The following is a 16237-nucleotide window of genomic DNA, read 5'->3' as shown; positions in this document are numbered from 1 at the left end:
ATGTACCGATTCTTCACGTATCGCCTTCTGATTATTGTATTGCCGGGTTTGCTGGGCGCCTGTAAAAGTGTAGGACCGGGGCAACTTTTTCGATCGGCTTCTCCGCACGACCAATACACCCAATCGCTCCGCACCGCCCACCTCGAGCAAACCGCTTTGGGAACCGACTGGCTGGCTTCCGCCGACCGGGCCCTGAAAGATTCCGTTCTTGTCAATGTCCCTTACCGCGAAAGCGGTTATTTTTCGTCCAGTCGGCCTTTTGCGCTCGGTTATCGGTTGAAGGGGCAGCGGGGTGACAAATTCATCATCAAGGTCGACGTACAGGGCCAGGAGCCGGTTCAGGTTTTTATTGATGTGTTTGAACTCGACGAACGCAATCAGGACCCCGATCGATTGGCATCTGCCAAAGCCGACACGAATCAACTGGAAGTGGAAATCCGCCGAACCCGCACGCATCTCATCCGAATCCAGCCCGAATTGCTGCGCAGCGGCCGCTATACGCTTTCCATCAGCCGCGAACCGGTACTGAGCTTTCCGGTCAGTGGCCGCGACAGCCGCCAGATCAGCAGTTATTTTGGCGTTCCGCGCGATGCCGGCCGTCGGCGTCACGAAGGCATCGATATTTTTGCGCCCCGGGGCACGCCCGCTCTGGCCGCATCTGACGGAACGGTTTCCGGCGTTGGTACCAACAATCTGGGCGGCAATGTCGTCTATCTTTCGGATTCCCGGCGCAACCAGACCTTATACTACGCTCACCTGGATTCCCAGGCGGTTCGGCAGGGGCAAAGAGTTTCAGTTGGCGATACGGTCGGGTTTGTGGGCAATACCGGTAACGCCCGAACGACCAGCCCGCACCTTCATTTTGGTATTTACAGCTCAAATACCGGCGCGGTCGACCCGTTACCCTTCGTTCGGCGCGGAACGGGTCCGGCCCGCCAGTCGCTGATTGCCGCCGAAACATTGGGTGATTCCGTCCGGGTTTCCGCCGTTCGCGCGGTCATTCGCCAGTCGCCCAACGGCGATGCGCCCATTTTGCGCACCCTGCCGCGTTCGTCGGCTTTTGCCATTACGGGCGGCACCGCCACCTGGCTGCGGGTAGAATTACCGGATGGCATAACCGGTTACATTGCCAGCAACTCCGTTGAACCAGCCCGAAAATCGTTGCGTCGGGCAGCGCTACCCGTCGGGACGGATTTGCTGGAAGCCGCCAATAGTAAATCGGCCGTTATGGAAACACTTCCGGCCGGAACCGCCGTGGACGTGCTGGGCGTTTTTGGCTCCTACCAACTGGTTCGTCGGGTGAGTGGGGCAACGGGCTGGTTATCCCAAACACCCTAAAAATCAAAAACCGCTCACTTCGTCGGAAGCAAGCGGTTTCGATCAACCGTTTAGACCGGTTTTTTTATCTTTCCCGGGCCGAACCGTAATCCGATCCAGCGCTTTCGGGCAGTTGTTTCATGATGCTATCAACGGTAGTCCGATACGCAACATCGCGGCTACGGTCTTTTTTGCTCTGGTTCAACTGACCCGATGCCCAGCCCTGCCAGATGATGTCGTTCGTGCGGGAATCATACACGTTCACAACCACCCGGTTTTCTTCATACTGGCGCGTATAAACGTTGTTATAACCGGGGTTATACCACATGGCATACGGCGACCACATATTATTGGACTGCACCTGCTGACGATCTTTTGAATCGGAAAAGAACCGGATTACCAGATCGGCTTCTCCGCCCACAACGGGCTTGTAACCTTTGGCCAGCATGGCTTTTTCAATCTGGTCAGCGATCCGGCGTTGGTTCAGGTTGCTGCCCGCAATCGGGTCAGCGTTATTACGGCGTTGGTCAGCTTCAACACGGAAGGTGCTGAACTGGCGAACATTTACTTTTGGGTCATAGTCGTATTTGACATTAATGGATGGCGAACAACTTGCCAACAGACCCAACATGAACAGACTGGCAATTATGCTCCGGGTATTCATAGGTGATTTGCGTTATAAGAGTTATGAAATCAAGTTCAAAATTCAAGTGAACTACTTGTTAACGCTTACTGATTTCTCATTAGTATTTTGTCAATTAAATAACTAATTTTTAACAAAGTTAGTTCGATAATTGATTTGTGAAAATTGAGGGCGGTTTTTTCGAATGCCGGCTTTTATTCTATTAAAAATCAGTGCGTTGTCTTAAAATTGGATGGGGACATTCCATAAAAAAACCACCCGTCCTTCACAGGCGGGTGGTTAAAAAATAGTTAAATTAAAATGCTTATTGGTGACCGACCTGAACGTCGAGTAACAGCTTGACGTCGTCGCTGACGACTACGCCACCCGCTTCAGTTACGGCGTCCCATGATAAGCCAAATTCTTTCCGTTTGATGGTTCCGGTAATTTCAAAACCGGCTTTGGTGTTGCCGTAGAAATCGCCCATCTGTCCGCCATGCTCGGCTTTCAATGTGACTGATTTTGTCGTTCCACGGATCGTCAGATCGCCTGTAATATCATAGGTTTCATCACCGGTTTTTTTCACCGAAGTTGATTGAAACGTCAGTTGCGGGTGGTTGGCAGCGTCGAAGAAGTCGGCCGACTTCAGGTGGCCGTCGCGTTGTTCGTTGCCCGTTGTAATGCTATCGATATCGGCTGAGAAAGAAACCGATGCGTTTTCGAAATCGTCGCCAACCGTTTCAACTTTACCGTCGAAAGACGTGAATTTACCGGTGACGTTTGACACCATCAGGTGACGTACTTTAAATTGAATAACGGAGTGCGATTGATCAATCGTCCAGGTAATGGTTTCGGGAGCAGCCGTTGTTGCCATGATTGTATTATATTTTTGGTTAATAATGTAGTGACATTTAATGTTAATACATTTAATCATTGAAAAATGTTTCAATATCCTTGAAAATTTTTGGAAAAAATATCCAGCAGTAAAACGAGAGGGAAGAATAAGGGTTATTAAAAAGGATAATAATTTAGTAATCAGCCAAATAACAGATCGAGAATATTGGTTAGATTATCTTTCCCTTCCAGAAATTCCGGGTTATAAAATTCGGTGTAGCTGCATCTTGTGCAAGAGCAGGCAATAAAAACATTGTGTTCGATGTCGAATATGCGGGACAGGCCCGTACCGGTTGTGGCAATCCGCTTGATATACACTACATTATTCCGGCATTTGACGCAGGAATACCGGCTGGCGATTTCTTGTTCGAGGTTCATTGAAACGACGGTTTTTTGAAAAAGGAACCGGAAGATAAGGGCTCCATGAAAACCGTTCGGAAATATTGGCGAAGAGGTTGATAATCAGCTTGAGTGGTTCAAAAAAGTTACCATCATAAAAAAACCGTTACTTATTGAAGTAAAGTAACGGTTTCATCTATATTCAGACAAAAGAAGAAAGACTAATCGTTTTCTTTTTTGTCTACAAATTATTGTTGCGACAGTGCTTCGGCTCCCCCAACAATTTCGAGGATTTCCTTGGTAATGGCCGCCTGACGGGTCCGGTTGTAAACCAGTTTGAGTTCTTTCAACAACTCACCGGCATTGTCAGTGGCTTTGTCCATGGCCGTCATCCGGGCGCCGTGTTCCGATGCGTTGGATTCCAGAACGGCTTTGTACAACTGAATTTTCAACGTTTTCGGAATCAGTTCGGTAATGATTTCTTCTTCCGAAGGTTCAAAAATGTAGTTGACATTGTTCGCTTTGGTCGCCGAATGCGTCGGTGCTGCCACGATCGGCAGGAACTGCTCAGTTCGAATAATCTGCGTGGCGACGTTTTTGAACTCATTGAAAACAATTTCGACCACGTCATACCGACCCGCCGTGAAAGCCGCCATCACCTCTTCGGCAACCTCCCGAACTTTGGCAAAGCTCAACGACTGGAAGGTATCAATGAAATTTGTATTGACCGTAAAGCCCCGGCGCTGGAACGCTTCCGCGCCCTTTTTGCCAATGGCCAAAATTTCAACATTGCCCCGACGCGCCTGTTCGGCATAGCGGTTATTGATCACGGAAAGCGTTTCCTTGAGAACGTTGGTGTTGAACGCACCGGCCAGACCGCGATCCGAGGTTACCACAATGATCAGCACCTTTTCGATCGGACGAACCTGGTTGTACGGGCTTTCAGCTGCCAGTTCGGCACCGGCCGCCACTGTGCTCAGCATTTCGCTCAGTTTGCGGGCGTAAGGGCGCATCTGAATGATATTGTCCTGTGCCCGGCGCAATTTAGCCGCAGCCACCATTTTCATGGCTTTCGTGATCTGCTGCGTCGAGATGATAGAAGTAATCCGGCTTCGTACTTCTTTTAGTGAGGCCATTGTTTTTAGTTGTGGCTTTGAGAGTTGGGAAATGACATTCCCAAACTCTCAAAAGCCTGAATTTCAAAAACTTGAAATGTTATGCGTAACGAACCGCTAATTCCGTAGCTACTTTCTTGATGACAGCAATGATGCTGTCGTCGAGTTTACCGGCGCGGAGCTGATCGAGCGTGCTTTGGTGTTGGGTCGTCATCAAAATACCGAATTCGGTTTCGAATTCCTTCACTTTGTTGACGGGCACTTTATCCAGGAAACCGTTCGTCGACGCCAGGATGATCGCAACCTGCTGCTCCACCAAAACCGGTGAATACTGTGGTTGTTTCAGGATTTCCTGGTTCCGGCGACCCCGCTCGATGGTCAGTTTCGTCGAAGCATCGAGATCCGAACCAAATTTGGCAAACGCTTCCAGCTCGCGGAACTGCGCCTGATCCAGTTTCAGGGTTCCGGCCACTTTTTTCATCGACTTGATCTGGGCGTTACCACCTACCCGCGATACCGAGATACCCACGTTGATAGCGGGACGGATACCGGAGTTGAACAGGTTGGTTTCGAGGAAGATCTGTCCGTCCGTAATCGAGATTACGTTGGTCGGAATATAGGCCGATACGTCACCCGCCTGGGTTTCGATGATCGGGAGCGCCGTCAGCGAACCACCTCCTTTAACTTTACCGGCCAGCGAAGGCGGCAAGTCGTTCATGGTAGCCGCAATAGCGTCATTATTGATGATTTTGGCGGCCCGCTCCAGCAGACGGCTGTGCAGGTAGAATACGTCACCCGGATACGCTTCGCGGCCCGGTGGGCGACGCAGCAGCAGCGATACTTCGCGGTAAGCTACAGCCTGTTTCGACAGGTCATCATATACAACCAGCGCCGGACGGCCCGTATCCCGGAAATATTCACCGATGGCAGCACCGGTAAAGGGCGCAAAGAACTGCATCGGCGAAGGATCGGCGGCAGGAGCGGCCACGATAACCGTATAGGCCATCGCACCAGCCCGGCGCAGCGTCGCTTCTACCTGTTTGATGGTCGACGCTTTCTGTCCGCAGGCTACGTAGATACAGAAAACCGGCTGCCCTTTGTCGTAAAATTCTTTCTGATTGATGATGGCATCGATGGCCACGGCGGTTTTACCCGTCTGACGGTCACCAATGATCAATTCGCGCTGACCCCGGCCAATGGGGATCATGGCGTCGATGGATTTAATACCGGTTTGCAGTGGTTCGGTTACCGGCTGGCGGAAAATAACCCCCGGTGCTTTCCGCTCCAGCGGCATGGCAAAGGTTTCGCCAGCGATGGGACCTAAACCGTCGATGGGAATACCGAGTGTATTGACAACGCGACCCAGAATACCTTCGCCCACATTGACGTAAGCAATCTGATTCGTACGTTTTACCGTGTCACCTTCTTTAACTTCGCTGTAGTCACCCAGCAATACGGTTCCGACGTTGTCTTCTTCGAGGTTCAGGGCTAATGCCTGTAGTCCGTTTTCAAACACCAGCAATTCACCGGCCTGGACTTTGGAAAGTCCGTAAATGCGGGCTACTCCGTCACCGATCTGTAATACCGTACCGATTTCCTCGAGTTCGGTCGTGGTTCTGGAGTTCGATAGCTGTTCCCGGAGAATGGCCGAAACCTCGTCGGGTCTAACTGATACCATATGAGTGGAAGAATCGTTTTATGATGGTTCTAAGAATTCGGGTGCAAAGTTACGCACTAAATTTCACTAAAACAGACGTTATCAAGAAAATTCATCGCTAAAGTTTATACTTTTCTAAGAATCGGGGGTTTGTTTTTTGAATATGTTGACCCATGCGGTTTTAATCGCATTTTAACGGGTCTGGGTGGGTCCCTCAAAAAAATTAACAATAATTAACTTTGGCGAGTTGAGTTACTAACATTTGTTATTTACTTTAGTGAGTTGTGAGCATCTCATAGTCTGGCAATGGGCTCGTTGGAGAAAAGAATAGCCCGCCAGGAGTGCCCGCTAACCCTTTCTCATCACCACTCATCAATAATTTGTTTTATTAAATCCTGCTATTGCCAAACTTTTGACCTGCATCTTTACGTTTTCAGCTTAGGCATTTATTGAATACAACTTTTGTAACTAACACATGGCGATTAAAAAATGGACTTTGGCCGGCCTGCTGGCGGCTGTATTGGTAACGGGTCAGGTAGTGGCTCAAACGAAAAAGCCGGCTGCAAAGCCTAAACCGAAAGCTCCGGCAACTACTGCCTCGGGCGCTTCTTCCTCTCTTAAATTAAACAATGCCATCGACTCAGTTAGTTATAGTATTGGTGTGAATGTTGGGTTAGGGCTGAAACAGCAGAATCTCGGCAATGCCAATATTCAGGCCCTTACAAAAGCCTTGCGGGATGCTCTTCAATCTGAGAATACGCAGATTGCGCCGGAACAGGCCAACCGGATTATTCAGGAGTTTTTCATGAAGGAGCGGAACGCCAAGGCTGAAACCAATCGAAAAATTGGGGAGCAGTTTCTGGCCGAAAATAAAAAAAAGCCGGGTATTCAAACCACGGCCAGTGGATTGCAGTATGAAATTGTAAAAGCGGGTACGGGCCCTAAACCGTCGACGACGGATACCGTTAAAGCACATTACACCGGCCGATTGATCGACGGAACGGTTTTTGACAGTTCCGTCGAACGGGGCCAGCCGCTCGAAATTCCGGTCAATCAGGTGATTCAGGGCTGGAGCGAAGCCTTGCAGTTGATGCCCGTTGGTTCGAAATGGAAACTTTATATTCCGTCGGCACTGGCGTATGGATCGCAGGGAACCGGTCCACAGATCGGACCGAATTCAACGCTCGTTTTTGACATTGAATTATTGGAAATAGTGAAGAAGTAATCAGTTAGTAGTTGAGTAGTTAAATAATGGTTAAAAATGGCTGAATGGTCAATCGGGGTTGGATTGTTTTAATCAATTTATAGTTATTCAATCAACTGATCGTCCTTAGCCATTCAACCATCGATTCGTTAAGAGTGGTGCTACATTAATCATACGAAAGAGGAACATGAGAAAGTACCTCATTACACTAGTCCCGGTGCTGATGCTGAGCCTTCAGCCGGGTCCACAGGCAGGGATGTCAGCCGTACCGCTGCCTCCCCCCAGCGCTGATGATCTGAAACCGTCGTTATCGCAGGAACATGTCGAACAACTGGTCGCGAAATTGCTGACGACCCATCACTATCGGAAAGTGAAACTGAACGACTCGCTGTCGTCGGTCGTTTTCGACAATTATCTGAAAGAATTGGACGGAAATAAAGCCTATTTTCTGGCTTCGGACGTAAACTCGTTTGAAAAATACCGCAATAACATCGACGACCAGTTGATCAACGGGGAGTTGACGGCCGCTTACGACATTTACAATGTTTTCCGGAAACGCTATCAGGAGCGCAATAAATTCGTCCAGGAAAACATGGTAAAACCGTTCGATTTTACGGTCGATGAGTCGTTCAACACCGATCGCGAGAAAGCCAACTGGCCGAAAAATATCGACGAGCAAAATGATCTGTGGCGCAAGCTGCTGAAAAACCAGTCGCTGGAGCTGAAACTGACCGGTAAAGCCGATACGTCGGTGGTCAACAGCATGAAGTCGCGGTATAAAAACCTCGACCGCTATATGAACCGGATTAAAGCCGAGGACGTGTTCCAGATTTACATGAATTCGTTTGCCGAGTCGCTCGATCCGCACACGAATTACATGTCACCCCGTTCGGCCGACCGCTTCAATCAGGAAATGAGCGCATCGCTGGAAGGCATTGGCGCCCTGTTGCAGGAAGACGGCGATTACATCAAGATTTCCGAAGTGATTCCCGGTGGTCCGGCTTTCAAAAGCAAGCTGCTGGCGAAAGGTGATAAAATCATGGCGGTTGCGCAGGGCGACGGCCAGTTCGTAAACATTGTTGGCTATCAGGTTGATGATGCCGTGAAACTGATTAAAGGTCCGAAAGGCACGACGGTCCGGATGCAGATTCAATCGCTCGACGCCATTGCCGGTGCTCCGCCGAAGGAAATCAAGCTGGTGCGCGAAAAAATCAAACTGGAAGAGCAGCGCGCCAAGAAAGAGGTGATTGAAGTCACGCAGAATCAGAAGAAATACAAATTGGGTGTGATTACGATCCCGGTTTTCTACCGTGATTTCGAAGGTGCCCGCAAACGCGAAGAAGGCTACGCCAGCACTACCGGCGACGTTCAGCGGTTTTTGAACGAACTGAAAACCGAGAAGGTGGACGGTGTAGTGATTGACCTGCGCGACAATGGCGGGGGATCACTCACGGAAGCCATCACGCTGACCGGTTTGTTCATCTCACGCGGCCCCGTGGTTCAGGTAAAAGAAGCCCAGGGCGATATCGAAGTACAAACCGACCCGGATCCGTCGATTGTTTACGATGGCCCGCTGGCGGTAATGGTTAACCGGTTTAGTGCGTCGGCCTCTGAAATTTTCGCAGCTGCCATTCAGGATTACAAGCGCGGATTGATTATCGGTAGCCAGACCTACGGTAAAGGGACGGTTCAAACGATGGTCGATCTGAACACCTGGCTGAAAGAAGCCGATAAAGTAGGGCAGGTCAAAATGACGATTGCCAAATTCTACCGGATCAACGGCAGCAGCACCCAGCACAAAGGTGTAACGCCGGATATCGAATTCCCGTCGGCTTTCAGTGCGGAAGAATACGGCGAAAGCTCGCAACCCAGCGCATTGCCCTGGGATCAGATCGCTTCGGCGCGTTTTGAAGTAACCCGCAGTCTGGACGATAAAATTATTAACAAACTGCGCGATCGGTACGAGCAGCGGCTGAAGTCTGACAGCGACATGAAGCAGTTGATTGCCGATTTTGCGGAACTGAAACGGGCTAAGGAAAAAACCGTTGTGTCGCTTCAGGAGTCGAAACGGAAGAAAGAACGCGATGAGGCCGAAAAACGCCGGAAGTCGATCAGTGCTTCTGCCGGTGAGCCGGTTGCAACGAACGATTCGTCGACGCCCGCCAAAGATCCGAAGGATGCAAAGGCCCCGAAAAAAGATTTGTTTCTGGACGAGTGCGGTAAAGTTCTGGCCGATTACATCGCCTTTACGAAGAATCCGCAATAAGGTTTTCGGATAGTAAAACAAAAAACCGCATTGGTCTGACCAATGCGGTTTTTTGTTTTTGTGCGAATGGCGAATTCCAGTGGTCAACGAAAGTAGACCGTTGACCGATCGTTTCCTACGCATCGTCAATCTAATTTCCCCACCAGAATCAAAACCGTTACTTTTAAAACCAGTCCGGCGCAACTCTTTCCTTTTTCTGACATGCCCACGTACACCTTATCGATCAACGGAAAAAAACATACGGTAGAAGCCGACGCCCAAATGCCCCTGCTCTGGGTCATCCGGGATCTGGTTGGCCTGACGGGGACCAAATACGGTTGCGGTATTTCCCAGTGCGGAGCCTGTACCGTCCACTTCAACGGGGCGCCGATCCGGTCCTGTTCGTTTCCGGTATCAGCCGCCACCGGTCAGCCGATCACCACCATTGAAGGGATTTCGAAGGACAATTCACATCCCGTGCAAAAAGCCTGGATTGCCGAACAGGTACCTCAATGCGGGTATTGCCAAAGCGGACAGATCATGTCGGCCGTTGCCCTTTTAAAGACCAATCCACACCCCACCGATGCAGAAATTGATGCGGCCATGCAGGGCAATATCTGCCGTTGCGGCACCTATCCACGCATCCGAAAAGCAATCAAATCAGCCGCTGGCGCGACCGGTCTAAAATAATTCTGATGAAAAACCGTGATCAGGCCCTTTCCCGCCGGGATTTTGTCCGTTCGGCCAGCCTTTCCGGCCTAACCCTGATGCTTGGGGTTTCGGTGCCGGGTTTGGGTAAGTCGACCTCAGAAATAATCAATATCTCGTCGGCGGACGACCAGGGAACCGAGCTAATTCCCTGGATTTCTATCAGTCAGTCTGGCCAGGTGACCCTCCTGAACCACCGCTCGGAAATGGGACAGGGAACTTTTCAGGCCATTCCCCAGATCCTTGCGGAAGAACTGGAAGTGAATCTGGATCAGGTCGTGGTTTTATCCGCGCCGGCGAATCAGAGAAAATACGGCCCGCAGCCGACAGAAGGGAGCTTTTCGGTTCGGGGCTGGTATAAGCAATTGTTACAAGTTGGCGCGACGGCCCGCCAAATGCTTATCGAAGCCGCTGGTAACCAATGGAATGTCCCGGTTTCAGAATGTTTGGCCGACAATGGACAGGTCATTCATCGACCGACAGGCCGGAAGCTCGGTTACGGCGCACTCGTCGAAGTGGCTGCCCGGCAGACGCCACCTCAGAACGTCCCCTTAAAAAAACGCAGGGAGTATAAGCTCATTGGAAAATCGTTGCCCCGGAAGGATATTCCGCTGAAAACCAACGGATCTGCCGTATTTGGGCTGGATAAAAAAGTGCCGGGCATGCTGTATGCCGTGGTGGAACGCAATCCCCGGTTTCGCGGAAAAGTAAAGCGTTTTGACGACTCAAAAACCAAAGCTGTGCCCGGCGTTAAAAAGGTTCTCGTCGTAAAAAGGGCGGTTTTTGGTAATTTATACGAAGGAGTTGCCGTTGTGGCTACTTCGCTCTGGGCCGCGATGCAGGGCCGCAAAGTCCTGAAAGTTGAGTGGAATGATGACGGTTTTGAACACCTCGATTCGGAGCAGCTTTCGGCCCAGATGCGGGCAAACCTGAAAAAACCGGCGCCCTCCGCCCCGTTGGAAACGGCCTTGCGAAATGCCGCGAAGCAGCTCGAAGCGGTTTATGAAACGCCTTACCAATCGCATAGTTGCATGGAACCGCTCAACTGCATTGCGCATGTGCAGGAAAACCGCATTGAAATTTGGGGACCCATTCAGGAGGCAGTCTGGATACAAAACGATTTGAGTGAGCGGTTTGGCGTTCCAAAAGAAAATATAATGGTCAACATGACCTTTCTCGGGGGCGGTTTTGGACGGAAAGGATTCACCGATTATCCCTACGAAGCGGCCCTGATTTCCCAGGCCGTAAAAGCACCCGTTCAGGTGGTCTGGACCCGGGAAGATGACATGAGTGGGGGACCTTTTCGGACCGGCGCTTTTTACAGCTGCAAAGGCGGTATTGACGAGAAAGGAAACATAACTGCCTTTCAAACGGTTACGGCGGCCCAGTGGTTTTGGCAGGAGTGGCGTCCTGAGCCTTTTCCCGATCCGGAACCGCTTAAGGAAAATCACGGTAACGTGGATGGACTGCTAAGTCCCTACCTAAAAGCGATTCCGCAGTACAGTTTTGGCGGTGTAGCGACGCGGGCGCCCATTCCGGTGATGTGGTGGCGCTCGGTTTACGCATCCACCGGCGGTTTTGCCAGTGAAAGTTTTATTGACGAACTGGCGCATGCAGCCGCGAAAGATCCGCTGGAATTCCGGCGAAACCACCTGCCGGATGCCCGTTATCAGGCTTTTATCGATCGACTCGAAGCCGTTAGCCAGTGGAAATCGCGGGGGAAAAATGCGGGCTGGGGGGTGGCAATTACGGAAAGTTTTGGCAGTATTTGCGCGCACGTGGTGAGCGTATCGCGGAAAACCGACGGTAAACTGAAGATCGATAAAGTAATCGCCCTGATGGATTGCGGCTGGTACGTGAATCCGGACATCATCCGGGCGCAGGTGGAAGGCAGCATCATCATGGGCCTGGGCGCGGCCATTCTACACGCGACTACCTTTAAAGACGGAAAAGCCGTGGAGCAGAATTTCAATACCTACCCGATGCCCCGAATCACCGACTCACCGGAAATTGACGTGCACATCATGGACAATGACGAAAACCCCGGCGGAGTAGGCGAACCCGGTTTGCCGCCTTTCGCGCCCGCCCTGTGCAATGCCATTTTTGACCTGACCGGCAAGCGGATGCGGACGCTGCCGTTTAAACTGGACGATTTGTAGCGGACTAATTTTCGGGCGGCCCTTTCAGGATCATTTCGCGGTGTAAAACGCCCCATTTGTGCAGGGCTTCAATGACTTCGTCCAGCGATTTACTGTGGGGAGTCAGGGAATACGTCACTTTCACGGGAAAGCTGTCGGTAACTGTCCGCTTCACCAAGCCGTTTATTGTCAAATCCTGCAGTTCTTTCGAAAGCACGCGATCCGTAATGCCGTGAACCTCTTTCGCGATTTCCGTAAATCGTTTTTCTCCAAAGGTGAGCGCGACAATAATCGGGAGCTTCCATTTGCCATTCAACACATCCAGCGCATCCCGAATGGGCCGCAAAATTCCCATGCATTCCGAGTGTTGTAATTCCGTCCGGTTTTCCATTTTGACTATTTTACTATCCTAAAGTATAGAGCTATTAAAAAGTATAGTGCTAACAATTTGATAGTAAATATACATAAATTTGTTCTATAAAACATAACGGGAGCGATTTAATCAAAACCGGTTGAATCGACTTCCTCACCAAAATCATGGAAACTCAAGTAATTGCAAAACCCGAACTGGCGATCAAAAGAAAGCTGGCCAGCGTATATACTCCGCCTGCCCAACCCGGTTTTCTTGGCCCCGATCACACGGCCCGTGCCGTGATCCACACCAGCTTTGCGCAGAGTGATCCGTTTATCGTGCTGATGGACGACTTTCTCGATAAAAAAGACAACGAGCCGGTGGGCGGTCCGCACCCGCATGCCGGATTCGAAACGGTTTCGTTGCTGCTGGAAGGCGAAATGGGCGATGCTGAACACCTGATGAAAGGGGGCGATTTTCAAATGATGACCGCCGGGAGCGGCATTGTTCATACGGAATCCATCGACCGGCAAACCCGGATGCGGCTGTTGCAACTGTGGCTGAATCTCCCAAAGAAAGACCGCTGGACAACGCCCCGCGTTCAGGACATTACGTTGGAGAAGGTACCGAAAGTAATTCAGCCGGGACTCGAAATCCGGCTCTACAGCGGTTCCCTGGCCGGGATTTCGTCGCCCATTCAAAATTACGTGCCGGTCATTATCGCCGATATTCACCTGGAATCCGGGGTTCAGACGATCCAGCAATTACCGGCTTCGTTCAACGCCTTTTTGTACGTGATTGAAGGAAGTGTGGAAATTGGCGAGGAGCATAAACCGCTGAAACAAAATCAGGTCGGCTGGCTCGACCGGTTTTCGGAAAAGGCCGGGAGCGAGTTGAAATTAACCGCTGGGCCGTCGGGCGCTCGGGTTGTTTTGTACGCGGGTCAGCCGCAAAACGATCCGATCGTTTCGTACGGGCCCTTCATCGGCGATACCGAAAGTGATATCAAAGGTTTGTACCAGGCGTTTCGACACGGCAAAATGGGCCATGTGACGGAGTTGCCCGAAGCACAGCGGTTTACGTACTGATCTGGCAAACAGTCAACGATAGGCGCGACGGTGCCGAATGGCCTTTCTGCATAAATCGCCATCCAATTGTTTTATTACAAAAAAACCGGACTGATTAGTCCGGTTTTTTTGTAAAGTATTTGGTAACAAATCGCTGACTATCAGGCTAGATCAAACCGGTCCAGATTCATTACTTTATGCCAGGCCGCTACGAAGTCCTTCACAAATTTGCTCTGGGCATCTGTGCTGGCGTACACTTCGGCGATCGCCCGCAGTTCCGAGTTGGAGCCAAACACCAGATCGGCGCGGGTGGCGGTCCATTTGGGCTGGCCGGAGGCACGGTCGCTTCCCAAGTAAAGTTCGCGGTCTTCACTCATCGCTTTCCATGACGTGTTCATATCCAGCAGGTTCACAAAGAAATCGTTGGTGAGCTGGCCTGGACGAGCGGTGAAAACGCCGTGTTTGGAACCATCGAAATTGGCATTTAAAGCCCGCAAACCGCCCACTAATACCGTCAATTCAGGCGCGGTGAGCGTGAGCAACTGCGCTTTATCGATTAACAATTCTTCGGTCGATACCGGGAATCTGGCGTTGCGGTAGTTGCGGAAACCGTCGGCAACGGGCTCCAGGTAGCCAACTGATTCAATATCGGTTTGTTCCGGAGAGGCATCCATGCGGCCCGGTGTGAACGGAACGGTAATCGTCTGTCCCGCATCCTGCGCAGCTTTTTCAACGCCAGCGCAACCGGCCAGCACGATCAAATCGGCCAGCGAAAATTTCTTTCCACCGACCTGTGTGCTGTTAAACTCACTCTGAATGCTTTCCAGGGTGTTCAGCACTTTGCGCAATTGCGTCGGATTGTTCACTTTCCAGTCTTTTTGCGGAGCCAGCCGAATGCGGGCGCCATTGGCACCACCGCGTTTGTCGGAGCCGCGGAAGGTAGAAGCCGAAGCCCAGGCGGTAGAAACCAGTTCCGTGACGCTCAGTCCCGACGCCAGGATGTTTGCCTTCAAACCGGCCATATCATTTTCATCGACCAGCGCATGGTCGACCGCTGGAATCGGGTCCTGCCACAGCAACACTTCCTCCGGTACATCCGGACCGAGGTAGCGTGCGCGGGGGCCCATGTCGCGGTGCGTTAACTTGAACCAGGCCCGGGCAAACGCGTCCGCAAAAGCATCGGGATTTTCCAGGAACTTCCGGGAAATTTTTTCGTAAGCCGGATCAAATTTTAACGCGAGATCGGTGGTCAGCATGGTGGGGGCATGCTTTTTGGAACTGTCGTACGCATCCGGAATGATGTCGCCGGCATTTTTGGCAACCCACTGGTGTGCGCCACCCGGGCTTTTGATCAATTCCCAGTCGAAAGCAAACAGGTTTTCGAAGAAATTGTTGCTCCACTGCGTGGGCGTTTTCGTCCAGATCACTTCCAGTCCGCTGGTGATCGTGTCGGCACCTTTACCGGAACCGTAGCTGTTGCCCCAGCCCAAACCCTGCATTTCGACGTCAGCGCCTTCCGGCTCCTTGCCCACATGGTCGGAAGTGGAAGCACCGTGGGTTTTGCCGAAGCTGTGTCCACCGGCAATCAGCGCAACGGTTTCCTCGTCGTTCATGGCCATGCGGCCGAATGTTTCGCGGATATCTCGGGCGGCTGCCACGGGATCAGGATTTCCGTCGGGGCCTTCCGGGTTCACGTAAATCAACCCCATGTGTGCGGCTGCGAGCGGTTTTTCCAGGTCGCGGGAGTGGATGTTGCGTCCCGGATCTTCGTCCGATGAGACGACGCCATCCCCGTCAACACCTTCCGAACCACGGGAATACCGCTGGTCGTTGCCTAACCAGGTGGTTTCAGCGCCCCAGTATACATCCTCATCCGGCTCCCAGACATCGGCCCGTCCACCGGCAAAGCCAAATGTTTTAAAACCCATCGATTCCAGGGCTACATTTCCGGTCAGGATCATCAAATCAGCCCAGGAAAGGCTGCGGCCGTATTTTTGTTTGATCGGCCAGAGCAACCGGCGCGCCTTGTCAAGGCTCACGTTATCCGGCCAGCTATTCAGGGGCGCAAACCGCTGCTGTCCGGCACCGGCGCCACCCCGACCATCGCCCACCCGGTAGGTTCCGGCACTGTGCCAGGCCATGCGGATGAACAAAGGACCATAATGCCCGAAGTCGGCTGGCCACCAATCCTGTGAATCGGTCATCAGGGCGTGCAGGTCTTTTTTGACGGCTTCCAGGTCAAGACTTTTAAAGGCTTCGGCATAGTTAAAATCTTCACCCATCGGGTTGGATAAGGTCGAATGCTGACGCAGGATCGAAAGTTTTAACTGGTTGGGCCACCAGTCCCGGTTTCTGGTTCCGCCACCACCCACGTTGTGTTTCATACTGCCATTGTGAAAGGGGCATTTACTAATGTCATTTGATCCGTTTTCCGTTGCCATAGTTTACATGTTAAATCGATGTGAGCTGCGTATTGGACAGCGGGATAAAATTATGTTATTAGGGAAAATATTCATAATCGATTAATTCTATGATTTAATAGCTAAAATCTATTACTGCAAAGATGGTAAGTCGGTACC

Annotated in this window: 13 protein-coding genes; 6 read left to right on the top strand and 7 right to left on the bottom strand. The window is 51.2% G+C overall.

All coding sequences use genetic code 11. The features are described 5' to 3' along the window. Window positions 1–1338: a M23 family metallopeptidase gene (locus GJJ30_RS00375; RefSeq protein WP_154171992.1), complete on the top strand. Its 1338-nt coding sequence runs from the start codon at window positions 1–3 to the stop codon at window positions 1336–1338. Window positions 1339–1402: 64 nt separating this feature from the next. Here the strand turns inward: GJJ30_RS00375 and GJJ30_RS00370 are convergent, their stop codons facing one another. The 5 genes from GJJ30_RS00370 to atpA form a co-directional block, all read right to left on the bottom strand. After that, on the bottom strand, window positions 1403–1981 hold the full coding sequence (locus GJJ30_RS00370; protein ID WP_154171990.1) for a DUF4136 domain-containing protein: 579 nt from the start codon (window positions 1979–1981) through the stop codon (window positions 1403–1405). 283 nt (window positions 1982–2264) lie between these two features. Continuing rightward, on the bottom strand, window positions 2265–2813 hold the full coding sequence (locus GJJ30_RS00365) for a YceI family protein (protein WP_154171988.1): 549 nt from the start codon (window positions 2811–2813) through the stop codon (window positions 2265–2267). Window positions 2814–2974: 161 nt separating this feature from the next. Further along, on the bottom strand, window positions 2975–3211 hold the full coding sequence (locus GJJ30_RS00360; protein WP_154171986.1) for a zinc ribbon domain-containing protein: 237 nt from the start codon (window positions 3209–3211) through the stop codon (window positions 2975–2977). A 209-nt stretch (window positions 3212–3420) separates the two neighbouring features. Beyond that, window positions 3421–4308, bottom strand: coding sequence for an ATP synthase F1 subunit gamma (gene atpG / locus GJJ30_RS00355; RefSeq protein ID WP_154171984.1), 888 nt, complete (start codon window positions 4306–4308; stop codon window positions 3421–3423). A 79-nt stretch (window positions 4309–4387) separates the two neighbouring features. Continuing rightward, the gene (gene atpA, locus GJJ30_RS00350; RefSeq protein WP_154171982.1) at window positions 4388–5965 is read right to left on the bottom strand and encodes a F0F1 ATP synthase subunit alpha; all 1578 of its coding nucleotides are present in this window, start codon (window positions 5963–5965) and stop codon (window positions 4388–4390) included. Between the two features lie 454 nt (window positions 5966–6419). Between atpA and bamJ the strand changes: the two genes are divergently transcribed. From bamJ to GJJ30_RS00330, 4 genes are all read left to right on the top strand, one after another. Continuing rightward, window positions 6420–7169, top strand: a complete 750-nt coding sequence (bamJ, locus tag GJJ30_RS00345) for a BamJ family beta-barrel-assembly machinery protein (protein WP_154171980.1) — start codon at window positions 6420–6422, stop codon at window positions 7167–7169. 166 nt (window positions 7170–7335) lie between these two features. After that, window positions 7336–9414 carry a carboxy terminal-processing peptidase gene (locus GJJ30_RS00340; protein ID WP_154171978.1) on the top strand — a complete coding sequence of 693 codons (2079 nt, stop codon included), beginning with the start codon at window positions 7336–7338 and terminating at the stop codon, window positions 9412–9414. Between the two features lie 201 nt (window positions 9415–9615). After that, on the top strand, window positions 9616–10083 hold the full coding sequence (locus GJJ30_RS00335; protein ID WP_154171976.1) for a (2Fe-2S)-binding protein: 468 nt from the start codon (window positions 9616–9618) through the stop codon (window positions 10081–10083). A 5-nt stretch (window positions 10084–10088) separates the two neighbouring features. Further along, window positions 10089–12260 carry a xanthine dehydrogenase family protein molybdopterin-binding subunit gene (locus GJJ30_RS00330; RefSeq protein ID WP_154171974.1) on the top strand — a complete coding sequence of 724 codons (2172 nt, stop codon included), beginning with the start codon at window positions 10089–10091 and terminating at the stop codon, window positions 12258–12260. A 4-nt stretch (window positions 12261–12264) separates the two neighbouring features. Here GJJ30_RS00330 and GJJ30_RS00325 read toward each other — a convergent pair whose 3' ends face one another. Further along, complete coding sequence (locus tag GJJ30_RS00325) at window positions 12265–12630, bottom strand: winged helix-turn-helix transcriptional regulator (protein WP_154171972.1); 366 nt, start codon at window positions 12628–12630, stop codon at window positions 12265–12267. A gap of 146 nt (window positions 12631–12776) precedes the next feature. Between GJJ30_RS00325 and GJJ30_RS00320 the strand changes: the two genes are divergently transcribed. Continuing rightward, the gene (locus GJJ30_RS00320) at window positions 12777–13679 is read left to right on the top strand and encodes a pirin family protein (protein ID WP_154171969.1); all 903 of its coding nucleotides are present in this window, start codon (window positions 12777–12779) and stop codon (window positions 13677–13679) included. Between the two features lie 140 nt (window positions 13680–13819). Here the strand turns inward: GJJ30_RS00320 and katG are convergent, their stop codons facing one another. Then, entirely contained in the window at window positions 13820–16099 is a 2280-nt protein-coding gene (gene katG, locus GJJ30_RS00315; protein WP_154171967.1) for a catalase/peroxidase HPI, read from the bottom strand. Window positions 16100–16237: the final 138 nt, after the last annotated feature.

The organism is Larkinella terrae (genome assembly GCF_009668025.1).
In the GTDB taxonomy this organism is placed as follows: domain Bacteria; phylum Bacteroidota; class Bacteroidia; order Cytophagales; family Spirosomataceae; genus Larkinella; species Larkinella terrae.
Note: the sequence above shows the minus strand (reverse complement) of the source record. Positions and strands in the feature narration are given on the sequence as shown.